This window comes from Prevotella sp. HMSC073D09, from assembly GCF_001814145.1.
Taxonomy (GTDB): domain Bacteria; phylum Bacteroidota; class Bacteroidia; order Bacteroidales; family Bacteroidaceae; genus Prevotella; species Prevotella conceptionensis.
On the sequence record NZ_KV815149.1, the window covers coordinates 1 to 22,691 of the forward strand.

The following is a 22,691-nucleotide window of genomic DNA, read 5'->3' on the forward strand; positions in this document are numbered from 1 at the left end:
GCGCTACTAATTGCCCGAAACTTTCTTACCTCCCGCATCTCAGCCGTGTCGTCGGCCCGCATGTTGCGGATGCCGCAGGACATAAGTGCCGCGTGGCGCGTCACTCTTTCTTCCCTTGCTTGTGCGATAGTCAAACCCCTAATCAGGTGGTTATTGCGGCGGTGTCCCACCTCTTCCCATTCCGAACAGAGAAGTTAAGCCCGCCTGCGCCGATGGTACTGCAATGCAATGCGGGAGAGTAGGTGGCCGCCTTTTTTCATACGAAAGCCCTGAGTGCAAACGTCGCACTCAGGGCTTGTTCGTTTTTGGGAGTTAGTGAGGGCTTAGGTTTGTGAGTTAATGAGTTTGTGCTTTTGTCTTCGGTTTATACAATTCCCCAAGGGCAACTAACATGTCTTACATTATCGTAAGTATTACAGCTTAGTTGTTAATAGCTCTTTGAATATCTCTTTACTATACTCAACGAAACGCTTGTTTAGTTTTACATCACTTAAATCTACCACAATGATGCTGTCTTGTACTTCAAAGACAACAGTTTCGTAGGTCAAACTTACCGATTTGCAAGTGTTATAAGTAACATCACCATTACATTCTGCATATATCCCATTTAGTTCAGATTCTGGGTCATCGTCCTCCCCCAATGTTATAGGCCTTTGGAAAAGGATATAGTTCTTATAATCAAATTTATCATCGGCTAATCCAACCATATAATAGTTGTCTTTTTTATTTCTACTTGCAGTAATAGCTTTTGCTTTAAATTCCAGTCTAAACATAAGTAATGTTATTAGTGTTATACGTTGGCAGAATTAGTCTCTCACTTAGCCATTCCGACAAGGGAATAAATAAGGTAAATCGTTCTGTCCTGTCTGTTGTACTAAATTATTCTTTTTCAAATGTCTCTTCTATATTTTACTGATGAAGATGTGTCCCTTCTCTGTTGCACAACCATGACAGCCGCTCTACCAAGATGGATTGTTGGCTTTCCCCAAAAGCGTCATCACGTATGTCAATACCTAGCTTAATGCAGTAGGAAATAAGTGCATCTTTATCTAATCTTCGTTTTATCATTTTTTGTTGATACAGCTCTTTGTCTTCAAATGGTTGGATTTCCCCTTGGCAGAGAAATTTCCATTTGGGGTCTTTCATTGCATAGACAGTACGTACTTTTTTCCCCTTTTCTATGTAACTAAACGCATTCATTGCATCATGTGTGTCGTTTGTGCTGATTTGAAAGCAATAGGCTTTTATTCTTAAAGCCTTGGAGATTTGATAGGCTAACGAACTTAATCCATCTGAATAGTTTGAGAACATTATACACTTGTTCTCACATGTCCTTGGAGTGAAGAAATATAGCTTTTCAAAATGCGCACCTCCTTTAAGCGGACTTGTTTCGTATAGGTCGAACTTAAATGGCGTGCGTGTTATTTTGTACTTTTCACTGTTTCCCCATCTTTTCTGAATGTAGCCCTTTATTTGTTCTAATGGACAATCTAGGCATGTGAAAGTGAAATACTCGAATTGATTTATACGCATAGTTTCCTTGGTGAAGGTGTGAATGTGCTTTTACCATACCACTATCGTAAGTGAATAAGCATCTTTTCCGTTAAAATAGTCAAGGTGGCCGTAATATGCCCTTGCAAGGCGGCCAATAGTTTATAACGATTAACGCCCTGTTCGGTTTTTTATTGCGTTGAAAGTCTGTGAAAAGGTGGTCTTTTCACTAACCGGTAGCAGGTTAATGACTTTAAGATGCTTTCTAATGATTGATATGAGTTACAATATTTGGTTGTTGTTGATGCGTTTTCACCTATATGTTTGATTTCAGAGGATTTGCTGGTACTGCAATGTAGGAAAGTGGTGGCCGCTTTTTTCATACGAAAGCCCTGAGTGCAAACGTCGCACTCAGGGCTTGTTCGTTTTATGGATTCCTGATGGTTGCTTATAATGCAATTTCAAGCGGTTTGTTGTATTGAAGGTGCATTATGCCGAGTGGGTAAGCTAGTCGGTCCAGAATACGCCATTGTTAAGGTCGACATCTGAACAATCCCAGTTCTCAGGGCTGTCGTTATTGAACGAAGTTCCCTCTTTGCTACGAGTATTGTCGCCCTTGGTGTATTCCATCTTTGATGTCTTGTCGACTAGGTTACTGTGTGCATCGCTCCATTCAGGGCTGTTGCTATAAGTAACGGTTCCGTCTGCATTAAACGTAACTCTTACATTTAGGAAAAGCTCAGCTTTTTTCCTTGCTTCGTCTTCCATGTATTGTTTATTCCAGATTATGCCTTCCAGTTCTTTGTCTTCGTTTGAGCTTAAAGTCAATTTTACGCACAAAACGATGGCGATTATAACTATTCCGACAAATCCTAATGTTTTCATGTTCTTTGATTAATATAGTTTATTGAAGTGAGGTTTGTCCAAGGTGTTGGAGTGAGACAGGTAATAAAGTGCGGACAACTAGCGTCACCTAAACGTACAATAGGGATGTAACAAGAATGATGCTTACACGTCATTACCTTTGTGTCTGTAACATGTTATTATATCATAGGCATTCGTTTTTTGGTATTACGGCTGCAAAGTTACAAATTTACTTTAATACTACCGCACTTTTTTAGATATATGTAACGGATTATGAATGTTAATTTGCCGAGTTGCATCAAGGGGGTAAATACCTGGGTACGCTATACAATAGTATTGGTATGTGTGAATATTGCCAAGTTTATGCTGTGCAACTACCATTTGATTATTTGACTGTTACATGAGTTCGCAGCCATTTGATGGTCGTTCCAACGGTAGCAACCCAAAGGTACTAGGACAGTATTAACTGCAACTTATGCACTCGCCTACATGTCGTTATTTTCGTAGTTGTCGAAGTCGACGGCGCGCTTTGCATCTGCTTGCGATGCATCTCCACGTTCAGTGCCGGGGTTTAGGCTAGTGCCTTTCGAGCCACAAAGGAACATAACCTTAATACATAGCAAACCAATGGTTGGCTTTTTGTAGATGTTCTTTTTCATAGGATGATTATTTGCTGTTTGTTATGGGATGAGAATGTTTAAGATATAGACTACAACTGTAATCTACCGAATTAGTATTTTCTTGTTTCGCCGTACATATACCTGCCCCACTTGTTGCTGCTCTTTCTTTATGCACCTTCCGTCTAGCGTGTACCATGTTTCGTTTTCTTCATCGCGCTGTTCTTTATGCGGGAGTTCAACAACGGTTGTCTCATCGGCTACGAATTGGTATTGTTTAGCAGCAGCGGCAGAAGAAAACTTAAAATAAGCCCTTAGCCCAGACATTGTGCGAGCGTTGTTGGCAGGTAAGAATAGTTTATTGCCCTGTAAAAACTGCTCGGTATCGTCGGCTGCGAGTTCTTTTGCGTTGTATGTTCCACAAAACGACACCCCATCGTGCGTAACCATGCTTGCGTAAGGGGCGATGATGTCGGTGTTTGCCATTGTCCACGACTTAATGTTGTGGGCAGTTCTTAGTAGATAAGGCACGCCTGCTTGTAGTTGTGTTACAGGGTTGAAGTGCAGTTTGTTGTTTGAAACAGCCGCGAACGCCATCAAGGTATGTTCTCCGAAGGCCTCTTTTAGCTCAGCTGTGCTCATGTCGAACGGAAGGCAAATGGTGTTCCATCGTTCTGCTTTCAGTTTCCGTTTAACTACAATAGCAGTGTTCGTTGTCGTTATAATGGAGTTTTGTGGTTTCTTTTCGTCCAAAACAAATTCTTTCCTTATTCCATTGCGTTGTAGAGGGATAAAGTAAATTTCCCCTTCTTTAAAGGTATAGAACAAGCCCGTGAGCGTGTGATAGGTTTGTTTCGTTGGTAAGGTAAACGTTAAGTTAAACGCACGGAGCAACTCTAAGCTATGTCCGTTCACCATCAGTTCTGCTTTACCCGTCCTACCTTTTACCTTTACCGCGACATTGGGTTGATAACCAAAGACACAATCGTCTAGGTTTAGTTTCGTGCAATCTAATTCTGTCGGTGTCGGTGGCTCTTTATGTTCTACTTGAACGTGGCCTGTACCGTCGTTTTCAACCATCAATACGGGAAAATAATTGCGTACGAACTTGCCAAGTACAAATCCCGACAGTACGTCGCCTGTTTGAAAAGGCATGGTGTTGTTGAACTTTAAAGCCAAACAACCCGTTTTATCACGAACGAATGCCCACTTATTGCGAACGAATACCACTTCGGCCGCATTTAAAGAAAGGTTGTACAGACTTTCTGTGTCGTGTTTCTTGTTAAACTCACGAATGTTTGCGGCCCCTTTAATTCCACTCCAACATCTCATCACACATGTTGTCATGCAGGGTGCATGCCTCTCATCGCCCAAATAAACGGCCGTGAGTGTGGTTGTACCAGTTGCAATGGGTGTGGCATTGGTGCCGTCGGCATTGAGTTCCAGTATTTTGTTATTGCCCGAAAGGTACATCAAATCGTTATTTTCGGCCCCTTCGAGATGTGGAACAGGTAGTTTGTCGCCTTTAAAGAAGTCGTAGGCTGGTTGAACAAAGCTTATCGTTGTTGGTTGTTTAGGCGAAACGTCGGCCAAATGCACCTCGATACGTTCGAGCCTCAGCACTTCTTGACTATTGTTCGTTATTTCCATTTGGCGCGATTGCCCCACCCAAGCCTGCCCTTCTTGTTGGAAATAACCCGAAGGGGTGGTAAACTGCTCTGAACGAAGAGGGATTGCGCCTTTGGCAACGTGCAGTACAACCTTTGTGATACATTTGTTGGAAAGCGACTTCCCTAGCAATCTGTTGCCAGGGTTGAGCAATAGCGTATGTGTTTTTGGGTTTACCGTTGGGTTACCTTTGCCTTCGCCTTTCGGAAAAATGAGTTGGCAATGCTTACTTTCCTTGTCGGTATTGGTGTGATTGGCATAATCGAAAGTTTCGATAATGTTTTGCGCCTTTGCCGTTGTGCCGACAATGAGAAGTGAAAGCAGAAGTAGCTTGTTTATAAGTTGATGAGTTTGTGAATTCATGAGTTTAGTTTTTGAGTTTATTAGTTTTTTGACTTCATGTGTTTGTTATTTTTTGAGTTTACGAGTTTATAAGTTTGTTTATGTGTTGATGAGTTTTTGAGTTTGAAGGGTGGTGAGTTCTTATGTCTTCTGCCTTTTTCTCTGTGGTAAGCTCGGAATTTCGTAGTATGAGCCATAAAGCGATAAGACTTAAACTCATCAACTAATAAACTTATCAAGTCATAAACTTACTCTTCTGATGGCACATTGTCGGCTAGTTCTGCCGTGTATAGTTGCACATATTGTTGTGCCACCTTTACGTAATCGTGGTGCTTGGCTACGTATTCCACACTTTGGCGTTTGTGTTGCATCAGTTTTTCCTTGTCGGCAATGGCCTGTTCTAGCTTCATATACACGTCTTCTTCGTTTGGCAGTACGTTTATTATAGGCCGCAAATGCGTTTCGCCTAGCAGTTCGTAGCCCTCTGGTTCGCCTCCGCCAACGCAAACAATGCCCTTGCTCATGGCCAAAAGGGGGTTCATTGATGGGGTATAGCTATAAAGTTGGTCTAAAATAAGGTCGCTGTTTTCCATCAGTCGTTGGTATTCGGCAAAGGGAATCGACTCTACCTTCACCAATTCCACTTCGTTTGTGTGCTTTTCCACCAGCCGAAGGGCGGCAGCCAACATCACGTCGGTGCCCTTATAGGCATGTCGCGACTTGTTGATGCCGATGAAAATCTTAACCTTTTGCCCAATGGGTACGATGGTTGCAGGTGGACATGGCATCTTAATGGGGAAGGGGATGAAAACGGTTTTATGGGGGAAAAGTGGCTGATAACACACCCAATACTCGTAAAGCCCGGTGATAATGCCGTCGCAGTCGTGTGCGATATACTTGTTCAGTCGTTCTTTGCTCGTACCAATCCAGTCGGCCGTTTCCTTCAAGGCATCTTCGTTTTGCCTCAGTTCGTTGCCAAGGTTAAAGTCGCTATATCGTAAAGGCTTGCGTGTTTGGCATTCGTTCACCCAATAGTAGTCCATGCCAAAGGCGCAGAGAAACACGCGCTTGTTGTGTTTGCGCAGGTAGCGGTACAGCGAAAACAGCCTTTTGGCCTTCATTTCAACGAATATGGGGTTGATAAGCTGCACCACATCATAGCCTCGCAACTTGGGTAACGCCCACAAAAGACGAAGGGAAAAGCTTATTTTGCCCCACAACCCCGCAGTGCGTTTGAGGTCGATGTCGCGCGGATAGTCTTTCCAAAAGTCGCCGTTAGAGGCCACCGTAACTTGATGTCCCAGCTGTCGCAGCCCTTGGGCCAAGGCATTGTGCACGTTGCTGTATTCGCCTAGCAGTAAAATCTTCATGAAGCAACCTTTGGTAACACCCTACAAAGTAAGCGCCTGCCAGCCTTGAAGTTGGTAAAGCGTCTGAACCATTGGTATTTTTGGCTGTAAGGCTTGTCGGGAAGTGGGAACAGGCCATTGCGATGCAGGCGCGCCACGCATTTTTCCAGATGCCTAGGCGACCTCGTGTCTACGATAATCTTGTACAGATAGTCCATCGTTAACTGTGCCACACGTCTTTGCAAAGCATCTCTGTTAGCCGTTGGTCCCGTTGCCGCCATCTTTTTTAGCTGCATAATAACATCTTCCAAGTCGCTTAGCCGTTTGGCAACGCTCTTGATGTCGTTTCGATGCGTGATAGAACCTTCGCGTTTTCGGTAGAAATAGGCGTGGGCGTTGGTAACAAATACGCGTTCGGCACGCAGCAATAGCTGTGGCGTAAACTCCTCGTCTTCGTGGTATATGCCTTTCCGAAAGCGCAACGAACCGGCAAGCTGGCGTTTAAAAAGGTAGCCCCAGGCAGCAGCATGCAGATTGTTGTGGCGCATATAGCGTGCTCCGTCTATTGGCCCTTCATAGTGTGTGGGAACGTTTTTGGGGGTGTTTTGTGTCTGATTAAACATCACCACGTCGGGTTCTTGATAGCGCATGATGTCTAGACAGTGCTCGTAAGATGCGCGCAACAAGTAATCGTCGGCGTCGATAAATTGCACAAACTCGCCAGTGGCAAGTCTTAGACCTGTGTTCCTGGCATGGCTTAGTCCGCCGTTCTTTTGTCTAACGTAGATAATGTGGTCTTGAATGTCGCGCAAGTCGTTGATGGGCGAATAGTCCGATCCATCGTCAACGACAATAATCTCGCGCTCTTCATTGCTCAGCGACAGCGACAAGATGCTGTCCAGGCATTGCCTGAGCATGTTTAAGGGTTCGTTGTGATAGGGAATGACAAAGCTAATCATTTTGTTTTCATGAAACGGTGTAACAATAGATGTATCTGGCATAGACTCTTTATGCCGAAAACCTTAATCCAAAAGGCTTTGGCGCGCGTGGCAAAGGGCATCGGGGCTTTTAGCACGAAGTGCCAACTTAGCGGATGACGAGCCAGCCTAATGGTGGTGTCGCCTTTGCGGTAAAGGTCTATTTGCATGTTAAGCAAATGCAGGTGAAAGCGTGCTTGGGCCTCGCTTGTGCAGCCGTTGGGCGGGATGATGCTTTTTTGCACACGCATGTTCCACACCAACAGTTGCGCCAATTCGTAGGCACTGGCCTTTTGGGTGATGCCTTCGGGGTTCAGCCAGTAGTGGTATGCGCCTTGGTTAATGGTAAGTATGTTGCCTGCTTTGGCCAAAAGGCGCGCCGTGGTGATAAGGTCTTCGAACACCTTTCCTTCGGGAAACCGCACATTGGCAAAGAGATTGGCGCGCCACAGCTTGTTCCAAGCATAAGCATGCAGGTAGCCTTGCTCTTCATACCAATAAAGGGCTGGCTTATGGTGCTCTTGTTCGGCAAAGGTGAGCAGCTGCTCGTGTTGCGAAAGCCAACCCTTCAACACGGGAAACTCCACGATGTTGCATTGCGGATGTTGCGCAAAGGCATCGGCGGCGGCCTGAAACGTGTTGGGCGCGATAGCGTCGTCGGCATCTACAAAGGCCAAGAAGTCGCCCTTAGCGTGGGCGATGCCCGTGTTGCGAGCCTTGCTCAGTCCGCCATTGGGTTGGTGCAGCACCGCTATTCGGCTGTCTTTTTCGGCCCACGCATCGCATTTTTGCGCGCTACCATCGGTAGAACCATCATCAACAAGCAGCACTTCCATATTGTCAAACGTCTGTTTGAGCACGCTCTCTACACAGCGGTCGAGTGTGTGCTGCATGTTATATACAGGTATGACAACACTTATTTGCATGATGTTTTATTTACAAAGTTACATTAAAAAGTAATAATGACCAAAATTTTTCGTTGTTATAGTAAAAAAGATTGGGTTATTGTAAATAATCGCCTGTAAGCTGCAAAGCTGCACCCTGCCTAGGCATGCGCCAATACAAGTACCTTGTAGTGGGGCTACAAGCGGCTTGTACAGACACTACAAACGGCTTGTAGTGCCACTACAAATGGCTTGTAGCCCCACTACAAAGGGCTTTGTACAGATGCGTTGCAGAGAAAGCTGAGGGCAGACGAAGGCTTAAAGCCACTTCTTTTTTACTAGATTTAAGAATGAGACAACAGGAAAAGACAAACGGCTATGCGCACATACTGAAATATATGGGTGTGTTCGGCAGTGTTCAGGGGGTGACAATCGGCTTGGGTATTATCCGAAACAAGTTGGTGGCCGTGCTTATCGGACCTGCCGGTGTGGGCATTATCTCCCTGTTCAACTCGGCCATTACCCTGCTTACCAACACGGCAAACATAGGGTTGGGCGTTAGTGGGGTGCGCAATGTGTCGGAGGCTTACGAGGCAAACGATGGCCAACGCCTCGACTTGGCTGTCTCCACACTTCGCTTTTGGGCTTTCTTAACGGGTTTCTTGGGTATGTCGCTGTGCCTTGTGCTTAGTGTATGGCTCGGCCAAATCACGTTTTCGGATAGCGTTCACACCGTAGATTTCTTGCTGCTTTCGCCCATTGTGGCCCTTTCGTGCATCACCGTGGGCGAGACGGCCCTATTGAAAGGCGCGCGAATGCTACGTAGTCTGGCCCAACTTACCATTGCCAGTCTGGCACTTACCATCTTGATAACCATTCCTTTGTACTATATCTATCGCGAGGCAGCCATTGTTCCGTCGCTTATAGTTGCGGCTTTGGTGCAGATGGGCGCAACTGCTGCTTGCTCGTTCAGGGCATTTCCGCTGCGACTAAATTGGAACAGCGAGCATTTTCATTCGGGTAGCGCGATGATAAAGCTGGGCTTGGCTTTTACGCTAGCAGGCATATTGGGCAACGGGGCCGACCTTTTTATCCGTAGTTTTCTTAACAAAACGGCCTCTATCGAAACCGTTGGCCTGTATAATGCTGGCTATATGCTTTCTGTGGTGTATGCCTCCACGCTGTTTTCGGCGTTAGAGGCCGACTTTTTTCCGCGCATTTCGGCCGTAAACCGATTTCAATATACCATGAACGTGCTTGTAAACCGACAAATAGAGGTGGGCTTGCTCATTGTTGGCCCGTTGTTGGTGGTGTTCGTTTTGGCGTTGCCCGTTCTTGTTCCGCTGTTGTATAGCAGTGCCTTTGCTGGGGTTGTGGTCATGGTTCAGGTGCTTAGTTTCAACATTTTCTTTCGGGCGATAAGTCTTCCGTTAGAATATATCGCGCTGGCAAAGGGCGATTCGCGAACCTACCTGCTGCTCGAAGTGGCCTACGACTTGGCTTTTGTGGCGGCCGTTATCGGCGGAATGCACTTAGGCGGATTGTGGGGCGTGGGCTTGTGCCTGTCGGTAATGGGGCTGCTTAACCTCGTTTTGGTGGCGTGTGTGGTGCAAAAGAAGTTTGGTTATCGCATGCGCCGCAGCGTTTTCCGCAACATCGGCCTGCAATTGCCCTGGCTTATGCTGGCCTATGCCACCACCTTTGTGCACAATATGTCGGTTTATTGCCTTGTTGGGGTGGCGTTGGTTGGCATCAGTTCGTACATGTCGGTTGGCGCATTGCGAAAGAAAACAAGACGTTAAATATTCATCAACTTAGAAATACAAAGATAATGCCCAAAGTTTCTGTACTGGTTGCCGTGTATAATGCGGAAAAATACTTGCAAAGGTGTCTCGAATCGCTGTTAAATCAGAGTTTGAAAGACATCGAGATTGTATGTGTAGACGACGCCTCGACCGATAACTCGCTAGCATTGCTGAACGAATATGCTGCGAAGGACGAGCGGTTGAAGGTGACGACACTGGCCGAAAACTCGGGCATTTCGCACACACGCAACGTGGCCTTGGGCATGTCTACGGGCGAATACGTGTGCATGGTCGATTCAGACGATTGGCTTTCGGCCGACGCTTTGCAGGTTGCTGCCGAGGTGCTTGACACAGAACAAGGGGTGGATTGCGTGCTTTTCGATTTTATCATTGCCGAACGCGACGACGTTCAGGGCATATATACGCGCCAACGGCGGTATAACTCGATGCCGTTTAGTCGCATTAGCGGCCTTCGCGCTTGCGAATTGAGTCTTGATTGGCGCATTCATGGCCTTTATATGATAAGGCGTGCGATACATCTACAATATCCTTACGATGAGAGTAGTCCTGTTTATAGCGACGAAAACACCACGCGCGTGCATTATTGGGCATCGCGAGAGGTGTCGCAATGTGCGGGAAAGTATTTCTATCGCCAGCATGCGGAGTCGGCAACGCATGCGCCTAACCTGAATAAATACTATCGTTTGGATGCTTACAAAAGCTTGAAACATTTTTTGCAGGGCCATGCCGATACCCGTTTCCTGTGCGCACGATTTGAAAACATGCGGTGGCTAACGGTTGTAGACCTATATTTTGAGTACTACAAAACGCGGCGGCAATTGTCGCAAGCAGAGCAACAAACGGTGAAAAAGCGTTTGAAAGCGGCTTGGCAAGACATCGACCACTCTTTGCTTAGCGGCAAAGATACGCGCAAGTTTGGGTATATGCCCCTCCGCTTTTCGTGGTTGGCGTTTAGAATACAAGAAGAATTGTATTTCTTCGTTAGGGCAATGCGCGATAAAATGAGGTAAGATAGGCAATGAAAACCATTAAAAACGGCAAAGCTGGGTATGGATATAATCAATGATTTTGAGGTTCAGTTTTATAAGGCACTGCGCCTTTTAGACCTCGGTAAAACAGAACAGGCCTCAAAAATACTAGAAAACGTGGTTGCTGAGGCAGCCAAAATGCAGAACAACCTTTTCTTTATAAGGGCGAGTTGTGTGCTAGGCGAGTTGCTGTTTGCGACTGGTAAGTACAACGAGGCTAGGAGATATTTGACACAAGTGATAGAAACGCCTTGTCAAGACGATGTTGTGGATTATGAAAAGAACCTTGCCGAAGATATCTTAGGTAGGTTATAAAGGTTTGACATTAAACGAAATAGAGCAATGAAAACAGAAAAGTACAAGATAACTGAACAAGAAATAGAGGCGATAATAAAGTTAACACCCCAACAACGCTATGCTTATTTCTTAAAACGAATATGCGATTGGGAAGAGATATGGACGTTGTATGAGGACGATTGCATTGTGCTGAACGAGGACAAACAGGGAGTTTTATTTGTGTTTCTTTTCCCTTTCGAGACTTTTGCCTCTTTCTATGCCACAAGAACAGTAAGCTTGCAGAATGATTTGTGTAAGTGTTTTACTTTGGACGAGTTTCTCTCTACTATCGTAAACAAGCTGTTGGCGAATAACATTGCCTCTGCTTTAGTGTTTCCCGTACCCAATGGATTTGGACTGAACGTTCCATTGACAAGGCTTATCGCCGACATACACAAAGAATTGGAAAACTACGAGTAGCCAATTGCCTTTTCTGCAATTGTTATACGAACGTTTTCGTTAAGCCAAATGAACAACGTCGAGCTTGATCAAACATTGTCATGGCGAGAAAACGCACTTTTCGAGGAACGAGAAAGAACCTTTTATTTTATACTCTCCTCAATACATGGAAAATAAAAAACCGCGTGTTCAATTAAAGAACACGCGGCATTTTCTGTTGTTATACGTTGATGAAAATAAAAAATGACGGGACAAGCCGTTGAACTATTAACTTACTTACTTGTAAATCTGCTAACTAGCCAACTTGTTAAGCCGTGTAAACTGTCTATCTCGCTAACTTGTTTAACCGTTAACTCGTTAACTTATCAACTTGTAAACCCGTCAATTTGTCAACTCATCAACTTGTCAGTTCACTCAATATTCCACAACTGTTGTCTCTTTTGTTTCAGGGTCGTAAACCTTTTCCCTAATCTTAAAAACCTGCCATTCGGCCATAGCTACCCAGTTTTTACCAGAAGTTGCCGACTTAATTTTAAACCAGACGTAACGGAAAGGCTTATCGCTCTTAATACTTCGTGCCGACTCGTACACAGCCTTCTTGTCGCCAGGCAGGTTGGCAAACGAGGCCAGCTTGCGTGTTCCCGTTTCGTTGGCATAATATTCAGGAGTGTTTTCAAAGGCGTCGCTAACGAGCACATCCATTTCCTTGGGGTTGTCTTTATTGTTGTTGTTACGACACACATAGCGGAATTGCAAGGCCGTGCGCTCTTGTCCCAAGTCGAACACAATATAATGAGGGAAGGGTCGGGGCGCACTCCAACTCATGTGGAAGTAAGTATTCTCATTTCCGTCTATCAAAGCAGACAGTGGCCCTTCGCTAGATTCAGGGTCGTCGCTCCACACTTGGCTCGCTTCAAACGTCAAGGGGTCTTTAAATGTTTCGTAAACGGTTTTTGTTGCCGCCCCTGCTTGCGCCGTAATCTTGGCCACATCGCCTCCTGCCCCGGCCTCGCTGAAAGGCTGCAAGCTATATTCTATTTCGCCATAGCGGGCCAGCAGGTTGTCTATCTTGATAGAATCGCTATAAACACTTGCCAAACGCATGCGCACTTGTTCTTCGCCAGGCACCTGATATGTCACCTTAATGTACTTATAAGTGGGATTTTGGGGTATCGTCCACCTGATGATTACAGCCCCTGGTGCCTTGTCGTACCTAAGCGTTTGGGCATCTAACGATGTAGGCGCAGGCCCATTGTCGTCTTTGCTGCACGAGCAGAAAGCACCCACCGCACATAGGCAGACTATGGATAATATGATATTTTTCATTTCGTTGAATGTTAAATGTTCGTGTTACCTGTGGTCACCCGTATATCCAGGATTGTTCACAAGGTGTGGATTCTTGTTAATGTCGTCAATGGGGATGGGCAATAGGTATTGCGTAGGCGACTCAAACTTACGTTCGTACTGAATTTCTTTCAACCCAGCAAACTCCTCTATGGTGGTGGCATTGATGTTTAAGCCTTGTGCCTTTTTATTAAAGCATTCACCAGCCAACATCCACCTGCGCATATCCCAGAAGTTTTGGCACTCCAAATAAAACTCAGCCATACGCTCTTGTCGCACAATCTGGCGCAGCTTAGCTTGGTTGAGTGTTACGCCAGCGCGTGCCCACGACGTTTCAACATCGGGAATACCTGCCCTTTGGCGCACCTTGTTGAGGTAAGTCTTGGCCGTTTCAAGGTCGCCCGTTTCCACGCAAGCCTCTGCATAACCCAAGTAAAGGTCGGCCAAACGGATAACAGGGAACGGCATCCATTCGCGCGAACCAACTCCGCTTGCAGATACAGCCGTATTTGGACTAACAAATTTCTTATTGAGATAGCCGCCAGGCGAATAGTTACCAGTGCGCTTTAATGCCGCCGTACCTAAGCTGCAATTACCTCCTAGAACAAAATCGCACACCAAACGCGAGTCGGTAGTGTTCTTTTGGCCATTACTCATGGTGTAAGCTGGGTTAGAGGGGTCGTTCTGCACTTCATAATAACCACCTTGGAAAGCCACCCAAGCATAATAGCGGGGCTCGCGGTCGAGGTTAAAGACAATGGTTTTCTTTCCAGGCTGGCCCTCGTCTTGGTGAGCCGAGTCGATGGCCACCACTTGCAGCTTTTCTGTGTCCTTAAAATCGGGATCTTCATCCCAAGGCAATCCGTTCTTGGTATAAAAACGATTAAGCATTGCCCATGTGGGACAAACGCCATTCCACGCCCAGCCTGAGGCACTGAAAGGCAACGACTTGCTCAACACGCCATACCATCCCTCGCCTCTTGTTTCGGCCAATAGCACCTCTGGGTTAACTTCTTGGTAGTCGAGCGAAAGCAAACGCAGACAGCGCACAGGCCCGGCAGCAGGCCATTGGTTTTTGCTGGCATCGCCAATAAAACGGTCTTGCTTGGTATAGAGATGATAACCATTCTGTTCGGCAAAGTCGATGGCCTCTTTCATGGCGTCGCGCGCCTTCACCCACTTGTTGGCATCGTAGGCGGTAGGCATCAGTTGCGTGCCATTGTCGGGGTCGCGCATATTCTTAAACAGTTCGGGAGCACGTTCGTTAAACAATGGCGAGGCCGCATAAAGCAACATTTTGGCTTTCACGGCCTTGGCAGCCACACTTGTGGCAAGGCCATACTGTATTTGATCGCGCCTTACAGGCAGACCAGCAGCGGCAGCATCCAACTTATCGCATATCCATTGTACACACTCGTCGTAAGGCGTGCGATGAGCAAAGTCTTCTACCTTGGTTTCGATATTGGGTGTTTCTTTCACCAAAATAATCGGGCCATAGCATCGAGCCAGCATATAATGGTAATAGGCAATAAGGAATTGACCCTGCGCCTTATAGTCGGCCTTCTTCTCATCGTCCATGTCGGATGTTTTGTCTACACCCTCCAAGAACATGTAGCACTGCCTAATTCCTTGAAAGAAGTCGTTCCAATAGGATATTACAGGAGAAGAGGCCGTGTAATTTCCCTTTGGAAAAGCTGCGAACGTTTCGTGTTCGAAGGCTGTTGTAACCTCGTCTCCTGTAAAGAAGTCGAGCGAACCCTGCGCCAAATTCGACTGTGGAAGATATGCGTAACACGAATAGAGGTACTTCTCGGTCTTGTTGTGGTCCGAATATGTGTCCTCTTTCGTGGCGTTCTCGTCTGGAACGATGTCCAAGAAGTTACACGAAACGAACGCGAACGTCACTGCCACGGCCATGAAAATTCTATATATTGATTTCATCTTGATGTTCGGTTATAGTTATTTGAATGTTAACTGCAAGCCAATGTTAAATGTTCTTTGCAGGGGATAGCTCATGCCTGCGCCTCCACCCATTTCGGGGTCCCACAGCTTAAATGCCGAGAAGGTAACAAGGTTGCTGGCACTGGCGTAGATGCGGCCATACTTAAACTTGTAGCCCACCTCGAAATTCTTTAAACGAAGGAATGCCGCGTTGCGCAACCAATAGCTAGATGATTGCATGTTGTTGTGGTTATTATACTTGGTTAGGCGTGGATAGCGCGCATTGGGGTTTTGGTTGTCCTTGCTCCAATAGTCGTCGGCAATCCATTGCAACACATTTCGTTTGCTTTGCGTGCCAAATGGCTCAAAATCATTCATCATCAAACTTACGTTTGCCTGCCCTTGGAAGAAGAAAGAGAGATCCCACTTCTTATAAGAGATAGATGGGCCAAAGCCGTAAACGATTTCGGGAATATATGGGTAGCCTAGTTGCACGCGGTCGTTAGCGTCTATCTTGCCGTCGTATTCGCCGTTTTGGTCAGGTTGGTCGGCGTATTTCACGTCGCCAGGAGCAATGGCAATATTGCCCAAAGTAGACTTCGGGCTATTTGCGATGTCGGCCTCGTCAATATACAAGCCGTTTGCAACATACCCCCAATAGGATTTCAGCCTCTTACCCACCATTCTAAGGGCAGGCCTGGTGTCGGCGGCCTCATCGTATTCAAGCACTTTGTTGCGAGCAAAGGTAAACGTTCCACGGAATTCCACAGCGAGGTCTTTGGTTATGTTCTTGCCATAATCCACAGCCAAGTCCACGCCCCAGTTCTTAACCTTGGCCAGGTTGCCATAGATGTCTGTTTTTGCCGTACCAAAGTAATTAGGTATTGAGCCTTTCTTTTGGAAGATGTTGCTACGAATTTCGCGGAAAACATCGACGGTAAGCTTAACGTCTTTCACTGTTAGGTCGAAACCCACGTTGAGTTTGCGCCCCACTTCCCAGGTAAGGTTCGTGTTTTCGAAACGTTTAAAAACAGGACCTTTAAGATTTCTGCTCTGGCTGCCATAACCTGTGGAAAACTCTGGACTCTTTTCTAAGTCTACGATAGCTTGGTATGCAAAACGTTCTTGCCCCACTTGGTCGTTACCCACCAAACCGTAAGAGGCTCGCAATTTAAGTTGCTGTACCGTTTTCTTCAATGATTCGAAGAAAGGCTCTTCGCTAACGTTCCAACCCAACGAAACCGAGGGGAAGAAACCCCAACGATGACCTTTGGCAAAACTTTCAGATCCGTTATAACCTGCATTAAGTTCCACCATATAGCGATACTTATAGTCGTAAGAAAGTCTTGCGGCCAAACCCATACGACGTTTGGGCAGCGACGCCAAGAAGTTGTCATTACTATTTACATTGGAGTTGTACTCGTCAATGTTAAACAAGGCCATACCACTAACTGTATGATCGCCAAAGCTGCGGTTATAGTCCAGGTATGTTTGGAAATAGTACCTGCGGTTGCCGTTTGTGTAGAAGTAATTGTTCAATATATACTTCTGCGGGTCTGCAATAGGTTTTACCGTCATGTCGTACCCACCATCGGTAGCGGGGTTGGCAGCATAGTCGGTAAGCTGGTAACGGTTGTAGTCCTGCACCCTGTATTTGTAGTTGATGGTGTAGTTTTTGAAAGAGAACAGCGCTTTGAGCGATAAGCCCTTGGTGATGAAATCTAGCTTTTGCTCAAAGTTAAGATTGGCCACCACTGTACTTTCAAAGTCGTCGCGATATCCTTTTGTTGCTTCGGCCACGGGGTTAAGGGGATTGTAGTTTCCTGCCAACAAGCCTCCCCAACGATACCAATCGTCTTCGCCCTTGGGATACATGATGGGGAAGTCTACTGGATTGGCGCCCATAATAGAACCAAACACCTCTTTCGTTCCTCCACCCTTCTTGTCTGTGAGCATACCGTGCATGTCGGTCAGTTGCACATTGAGGTGAAGTGACAGTTTAGATGCCTTGGAAATATTGAAGTCTACGTTGTTTTGAAAGGCATACTTCATGTAGCTGGTGCCGTTGTCGTACGAAAAATACTTGCTGGAAACATCTTTAAGCATGCTGGTTTCGTGGCTGGCGTTGATGTTCATGAAGTAAGTAATCTTCGATGTACCGCCACGCACATTGAAATTGGCACGTTGGTTCCACGTTGCATCCTTGAAAATTTCCTTATACCAATCTACGTTAGGATACACGTAGGGGTTAAGTCCACGCATTGTGCCGTTAATTTTGTCTTCCGAATAAAGCAAATCGCCCGACCCTTGGTTTGTCACCGCCTCGTTATACATGCGCATAAAGGTAACGCCGTCTACGGTTTTGGGTACGTTGATGGGTGTGTTTATCCAGCTTTCCACACGCATGCCGATAACAGGACGGTCGAGGTCGGCACCCGATTTGGTCTTGATAATGAGCACTCCGTTGGCGCCACGCGTACCATACATGGCCGTTGCTGTGGCGTCTTTGAGAACAGAGAAACTCTCAATAATTTCAGGGTCGATGGCGTTAAGGTCGTCCTTAGTTATTTCCACGCCGTCCATCACGATGAGTGGAGAGGTTGCACCATTCATGGTAGACACGCCACGCACAAAGAAGTCGGCACCATTGTTTCCTGGTTCGCCGCTGCGCTGATAGGCGATAACACCCGACAACCTACCAGCAAAGGCGGTGGAAAGGCTTGTTGCAGGCACTTTCAGGTCGTTGGGCCTAACGGTTTGGATAGAACCCGTAACCGTTTCCTTCTTTTGGGCAGTTCCGAAAGCAGTAATAACGGCACCTTCGAGCATCTGCGCTTGGTCTGAAAGAGTGATGGAGAGCACCTTCACGTCGGTCACTTTGATTTTCTTGGTGGTGTAACCAAGGTACGACACTTCGAGGGTTGAACCCTTCGTAGCACGGATTTCAAAACGTCCGTCTACGTCGGTGGCTGTTCCCTCGGTTGTACCAACCACCTTCACAGTGGCACCCACTAGCGGTTCGCCCGTGTTAGAGTCGGTTACTACACCCACGATTTTTGGTGCCGTACTGTTTTGTGCAGGCGCAAGGGTTGCCTTTAAGCCGTTGGGAGTCGCTGCAACACTGAGCCAAGGCATGCCAAGCGACCAACCGCTAGCATGGACTTGGGTCTGCAACGCAGGGGCGAACATAAGTAAAGCCACGCCCGACACAGTACAACACAACTTTCTTGTTAACGTTGTTTGTAATTGCATAATTGGGTTTTTAGTTTAAAGATTGTAACTTTTAAATGGTTTGCTGATTTTAATAGCTGTTCCTTTTAGATTTAGTTGTAAGCAACATCCTATATCATCCAGTAGAGAATTGCGACACAAAAGTAACTATTTTTTTAAACTCTACGAGCAATTTTGCCAATATTTTTATTATTCCTTCATTAAATAACGTTAAACAAAGAAAAGCTAAGAGCATTACAAAAAACAACCCAAATCGGTTCGTCAAAGGACATCTTTCAATATTTCCTCTAATGAACCGATTTGGGTTAAATCACAAACTAAAACGGGAAAGGGCAGACTAGTCAAACTAATCGGGCTACTCCCAACTTAATTCTTGGTCTTTTCCCATATTATTTTGGGAGCCATTCCCAATTAATTTCTAGGCTTTGCCTACTTAATTTTAGAACCATCCCTAGCTTAATTAGACTGATCCCCATAAAAGTATTGGGCTAGGCGATTGCTCTTTTGTCAAGCCCCTCACACCTTACAGCCACACTTTTTTCTTAGCCTTTCGGCTCTCGTTACTCATTCTGTCGAGTGCCGTAACCACATATCTGTATTTCACTTGCCCCTTATCATAAGGCAGTTTTATCCACTTATCGTGCGTGATGGCCACAATTTTGGCAGGGTTGTCAATGTCTATGTCTTCTCCTTGGGCAAATCTGTACACCACATACTTTTGTGCAAAGTCGCCCCATCGCTTGCCTTTGGGCTCTTCCCAGAAAAGTACAAGGCCGTCGCTAGTCCAAACCGCTTTAAGATGTTTGGGCTTTTTGGGGCGTTTATGGTCGATAAAGGGCATGAGCGGTTGCAGGGCAGGAGTTTTCCAATAATATGTTCGCAATGCCGAACCGTAGTTACCCATGTTGTCGGCCACGGCTTTGGCATACCACAGCACAGCCCCTTGCACGTTGGGTAGGTTTCGGCGCAGCTTAAACTTGGCCTCCATCTGGTTGGTTTTGGGGTTGGTTAGGTCGGCAGCCTTAACCGTTCGCTCTACGCTTTCGCCGATATAGAGCGGTCGGTTGCCTGCGTACTTGTTCCACCACATGGCAAGCGTTTGGTAATCGGCCGTGGGATGACCTATTTTCCAATACAACTGCGGCACACAATAGTCCACCCAGCCGTTGTTCACCCATAGCAAAACGTCTGCGTAAAGGTCGTCGTAGTTTTGCAAGCCAGCCGTTGCACTGCCGTTAACAGGGTCTGATTTCCTGTTGCGATAGATGCCGAAGGGCGACACACCGAACTTCACCCACGGCTTGCGGTCTTTAATGGTTTGGCCCAAGCTTTGTACAAAGGCGTTCACATTGTTTCTGCGCCAATCGTTCTTGTTGGTTATTCCGCCGTTATAGCGCATAAATTCCTTGTCGTCGGCTATGGTTTGGCCAGCGGCAGGGTAAGGGTAAAAGTAGTCGTCGATGTGTATTCCGTCTACATCATAGCGCGTAACGATGTCGTCTACCACGCGACAGATGTACTCGCGGTTTTCAGGCAAACCTGGGTTAAGTATCAACTGACCGTTGTAGGGGAACACCCTATTGGGATATAGCGATGCAACGTGGTTGCGCGCTAAGGCTGTTGTGCCAGCCGTCTTTGCACGATAAGGGTTAATCCAAGCGTGAAGTTCCATGCCGCGCCGATGGCATTGGGTAATCATCCATCTGAGCGGGTCCCAGTAAGGCATGGGGGCTCTCCCTTGAACGCCCGTTAGGAAACGACTCCACGGCTCGATTTTGCTTTCGTAGAGCGCGTCGCACTCTGGCCGAACCTGAAAGATGATGGCGTTAACACCATCGCGTTGCAGTTCATCGAGTTGCTGTCTAAGCGTCTGTTGCATGGCGGCGGTGCTCATCCCTGTGAACTGTCCGTTTACCGTTTGTATCCATGCGCCCCTGAATTCTCGTTTGCTGTGGAGCGAGGCAGCACTAAGTTGGGGTGCGCCTGCAAACAACATGGTAGCCAAAAGTGTGGCTATCATCATTAGTCTTTTCATTTCCTGTTATTGTTTTCGTGCAAAATTAGTCAAAACACATGTAATAACCGCCGTTTGAAATATAATATTATTTAAGTTGGTGAGTTATTGAGTTGGTGAGTTTACAAGTTCGCGAGTTTTGGAATTTTATTGCATCGCTATTTCCAAAACAAGAGAGGTTGGCGAGTTACTCGGTTCGCAAGTTTTGGAGTTCTATTGCATCGCTACCAAACACAAGAGAGGTTGGTGAGCTGCTCGGTTGGTGAGTCGTTGGAACTTTATTTCATGCCACCGACAAACACTTACAAACTTATAACTTTGGAAGTGTTTGAAAGTGGAAGAAGTTGCCAACAATTACGAAACTGCGGCGAAAGTCTGCGAGGTAGTAGCCGAAAGGCACCTATCCAAATGAAAGTTTGTTGAGTTTGTTTCGCAGTTCTTCGGCTTTCGAACGTACAATGCTTAGCTTTATCTCGCAGGTGTTTTCGAAGTTGGTAGCAAGAATTCTTGCCTCCGACTCTTTTACAACACGCATCACGCCATTCATCATTACATAAGGAAAAGCAAACGAAACCGTTTCTTCTACCAGCCTGCTTACCATTGGGGCGTTGTCGATAGCCAAGGCGGCCGCGGTGCGATAAGCCACGATTAACCCACCCGTACCCAGGTTTACACCGCCATAATAGCGAACCACCACCACGAGAATGTTGGTTAGTTCGTGGCTGTTAATCTGCCCAAGGATGGGTTTCCCTGCCGTGCTGCTGGGTTCGCCATCATCGTTAGCCCTGAATTCTTGCCGTTCAGGGCCCAACATATAGGCGTAACAGACGTGTCGCGCATCGTAATGTTGCTTGCGATAGGTGGCTAGCAGGTCTTTTATTTGCTCAACCGAGTCAACAGGGTGGGCATAAGCCAAGAACTTACTTCGTTTCTCAGTGTAAACGCCTTGCCCTATGTCGTCAATGGTTTTGTATTCGTCGTTCATCCTTCTATATATAAATAGGTGTGCCCCATGCCGACGGATGGGGGTGCCTTGCAAAGTTAACACAAAAAGAACGATAAGGCGAAAGAATTTGTTCTTTTTCGTTCCTCGAAAAGTACGTTTTCTCTCCATGACAATATGTTCGAGCAAGCTCGACGTTGTTCATTTGGCTTAACGAAAACGTTCTTTTCTCGTTCCTCGAAAAGTGCGTTTTCTCGCCATGACAATGTTCGAGCAAGCTCGACATTGTTCATTTGGCTTAACGAAAACGTTAATTTTGTTTAGGTGGTTATGGGGCAACGGGTAAATTAACATGGGTAAGTATGCAGCAAGCTTATCAGCTATCGGGGGTGGGGGATGCAATGGCACGTATGTTCGTTCAAAAAAAAAGCTTATGGGCTTATCAATTGGGAAAAGCCGAAAGAAAAAGTTACACGTCCCAGAATTCGGGAACTGAAGTCGCCTTTACTTTTATAGTCAAACACAATTGCTTTTGGATAATTGTTGTTATAAGTTTGCTTACGATGCACCTATGGCTTTCCATATCTAATTTTGCTTGGCTATAATATTTCTATAAATTGAGAGGAGTTTATGAGCTTTGTGATGCAAAAATAAACCGAGATAGACCTTTCTTTCACGTGCGAAGTTCTTTACAAAGGCACTGTAATCTTTGAAATTCTGAGCCATTTATCAGTGGCAAAATGTGGTTATGCTTTGAAAAAGGAATGAACTCATAAACTCGCCTAAGAAGATTGACGGAGTTAAAGGGTTAAGCCAAATGACTTATACGGAGTGGACGACAATCTTTGTCAACTCGCAAACTCGTAAACTCTCCCACCCCCAACTCGTAAACGCCCCTGCCCTCTACTCATAAACTCACGAACCAATACGCTCGACTACTCGTTAACCCTTCAACTCGTCAATTGTAACTATTCAGCAATAATGAACGTTGGTTATCAAGAACTTATAAACGTAATGTTGTGGTAAAAAGGCTCGAAATGACATTACCTTACCAGGTCTTGCATGTGCCTGCCTGTGTAACTTGTTGATAATCAATAATGGGTTATACGCTTCATTGCTGAATAGTTACTCGTCAACTTGAAACTTGGTACTTGGAACTCGTCAACTTGAAAACTTGGAACTTGTCAACTTTTCAGTGTAAATTTTAACATTATGGGTACCCTTCCCGTTCACCAATCGCCAACCATGCCGCAAAAAATCGATTCTCGCGGAGGTTTGTTTTGTGCAAAAAGAGGTTAGTTGTACATGAAGGGGAAATGAATATTTATTTAAACTGGCCGCTACTAGCACCCGTTTTTGGGCTATTTGTGGCAAAATGTAGTGCAATATGCCGCTAAATGCAGCGCGTTTTGGTGCTAATTGCAGTGCGTTTTGGTG

18 protein-coding genes and 1 rRNA gene are annotated in these 22,691 nt (G+C 46.0%); 5 read left to right on the plus strand and 14 right to left on the minus strand.

The window, feature by feature from the left end:
- Window positions 1-142 precede the first annotated feature (142 nt).
- A 5S ribosomal RNA gene (rrf, locus tag HMPREF2955_RS14120) occupies window positions 143-255 on the plus strand.
- A 158-nt stretch (window positions 256-413) separates the two neighbouring features.
- On the opposite strand, the gene HMPREF2955_RS14125 is transcribed toward rrf, so the two are convergent.
- The 8 genes from HMPREF2955_RS14125 to HMPREF2955_RS14155 all read right to left on the minus strand — a co-directional run bounded on the left by HMPREF2955_RS14125 (window position 414) and on the right by HMPREF2955_RS14155 (window position 8,234).
- Window positions 414-773 carry an Imm10 family immunity protein gene (locus tag HMPREF2955_RS14125; protein WP_009229106.1) on the minus strand — a complete coding sequence of 120 codons (360 nt, stop codon included), beginning with the start codon at window positions 771-773 and terminating at the stop codon, window positions 414-416.
- Window positions 774-909: 136 nt separating this feature from the next.
- The gene (locus HMPREF2955_RS16985; protein WP_246830170.1) at window positions 910-1,311 is read right to left on the minus strand and encodes a hypothetical protein; all 402 of its coding nucleotides are present in this window, start codon (window positions 1,309-1,311) and stop codon (window positions 910-912) included.
- Between the two features lie 687 nt (window positions 1,312-1,998).
- Entirely contained in the window at window positions 1,999-2,376 is a 378-nt protein-coding gene (locus HMPREF2955_RS14135) for a hypothetical protein (RefSeq protein WP_070724038.1), read from the minus strand.
- A 464-nt stretch (window positions 2,377-2,840) separates the two neighbouring features.
- Window positions 2,841-3,014: a hypothetical protein gene (locus tag HMPREF2955_RS16380; RefSeq protein ID WP_168166910.1), complete on the minus strand. Its 174-nt coding sequence runs from the start codon at window positions 3,012-3,014 to the stop codon at window positions 2,841-2,843.
- A gap of 63 nt (window positions 3,015-3,077) precedes the next feature.
- Complete coding sequence (locus HMPREF2955_RS14140) at window positions 3,078-5,003, minus strand: hypothetical protein (protein ID WP_246830171.1); 1,926 nt, start codon at window positions 5,001-5,003, stop codon at window positions 3,078-3,080.
- Window positions 5,004-5,230: 227 nt separating this feature from the next.
- Complete coding sequence (locus HMPREF2955_RS14145; RefSeq protein ID WP_070724040.1) at window positions 5,231-6,352, minus strand: glycosyltransferase family protein; 1,122 nt, start codon at window positions 6,350-6,352, stop codon at window positions 5,231-5,233.
- Window positions 6,349-7,290 (minus strand): glycosyltransferase family 2 protein, encoded by a 942-nt coding sequence (locus HMPREF2955_RS14150; protein WP_083317752.1) that lies wholly within the window; start codon window positions 7,288-7,290, stop codon window positions 6,349-6,351. Before HMPREF2955_RS14150 ends, HMPREF2955_RS14145 begins: the two co-directional genes overlap by 4 nt.
- The gene (locus HMPREF2955_RS14155; protein ID WP_070724042.1) at window positions 7,287-8,234 is read right to left on the minus strand and encodes a glycosyltransferase family 2 protein; all 948 of its coding nucleotides are present in this window, start codon (window positions 8,232-8,234) and stop codon (window positions 7,287-7,289) included. Before HMPREF2955_RS14155 ends, HMPREF2955_RS14150 begins: the two co-directional genes overlap by 4 nt.
- A 308-nt stretch (window positions 8,235-8,542) precedes the next feature.
- Between HMPREF2955_RS14155 and HMPREF2955_RS14160 the strand changes: the two genes are divergently transcribed.
- The 4 genes from HMPREF2955_RS14160 to HMPREF2955_RS14175 are packed head-to-tail and all read left to right on the plus strand — an operon-like array spanning window position 8,543 to window position 11,802.
- Window positions 8,543-9,994 carry an oligosaccharide flippase family protein gene (locus tag HMPREF2955_RS14160; protein ID WP_070724043.1) on the plus strand — a complete coding sequence of 484 codons (1,452 nt, stop codon included), beginning with the start codon at window positions 8,543-8,545 and terminating at the stop codon, window positions 9,992-9,994.
- A 29-nt stretch (window positions 9,995-10,023) separates the two neighbouring features.
- Window positions 10,024-11,028, plus strand: coding sequence for a glycosyltransferase family 2 protein (locus HMPREF2955_RS14165; protein WP_070724044.1), 1,005 nt, complete (start codon window positions 10,024-10,026; stop codon window positions 11,026-11,028).
- A gap of 39 nt (window positions 11,029-11,067) precedes the next feature.
- Window positions 11,068-11,361 (plus strand): tetratricopeptide repeat protein, encoded by a 294-nt coding sequence (locus HMPREF2955_RS14170; protein ID WP_009229116.1) that lies wholly within the window; start codon window positions 11,068-11,070, stop codon window positions 11,359-11,361.
- A gap of 27 nt (window positions 11,362-11,388) precedes the next feature.
- Window positions 11,389-11,802, plus strand: coding sequence for a DUF2750 domain-containing protein (locus HMPREF2955_RS14175; RefSeq protein ID WP_070724045.1), 414 nt, complete (start codon window positions 11,389-11,391; stop codon window positions 11,800-11,802).
- A 393-nt stretch (window positions 11,803-12,195) separates the two neighbouring features.
- On the opposite strand, the gene HMPREF2955_RS14180 is transcribed toward HMPREF2955_RS14175, so the two are convergent.
- From HMPREF2955_RS14180 to HMPREF2955_RS16690, 6 genes are all read right to left on the minus strand, one after another.
- Window positions 12,196-13,107 (minus strand): discoidin domain-containing protein, encoded by a 912-nt coding sequence (locus tag HMPREF2955_RS14180; protein ID WP_070724046.1) that lies wholly within the window; start codon window positions 13,105-13,107, stop codon window positions 12,196-12,198.
- Window positions 13,108-13,131: 24 nt separating this feature from the next.
- Window positions 13,132-15,066 carry a RagB/SusD family nutrient uptake outer membrane protein gene (locus HMPREF2955_RS14185; RefSeq protein ID WP_070724047.1) on the minus strand — a complete coding sequence of 645 codons (1,935 nt, stop codon included), beginning with the start codon at window positions 15,064-15,066 and terminating at the stop codon, window positions 13,132-13,134.
- Between the two features lie 18 nt (window positions 15,067-15,084).
- The gene (locus HMPREF2955_RS14190; protein ID WP_052311376.1) at window positions 15,085-18,318 is read right to left on the minus strand and encodes a SusC/RagA family TonB-linked outer membrane protein; all 3,234 of its coding nucleotides are present in this window, start codon (window positions 18,316-18,318) and stop codon (window positions 15,085-15,087) included.
- A 502-nt stretch (window positions 18,319-18,820) separates the two neighbouring features.
- Window positions 18,821-20,332 carry a glycoside hydrolase family 10-like protein gene (locus HMPREF2955_RS14195; protein WP_070724048.1) on the minus strand — a complete coding sequence of 504 codons (1,512 nt, stop codon included), beginning with the start codon at window positions 20,330-20,332 and terminating at the stop codon, window positions 18,821-18,823.
- Window positions 20,333-20,711: 379 nt separating this feature from the next.
- The gene (locus tag HMPREF2955_RS14200) at window positions 20,712-21,296 is read right to left on the minus strand and encodes an IMPACT family protein (protein ID WP_070724049.1); all 585 of its coding nucleotides are present in this window, start codon (window positions 21,294-21,296) and stop codon (window positions 20,712-20,714) included.
- 1,119 nt (window positions 21,297-22,415) lie between these two features.
- The coding region (locus tag HMPREF2955_RS16690) for a hypothetical protein (protein ID WP_210401332.1) at window positions 22,416-22,691 on the minus strand (276 nt) is incomplete at its 5' end.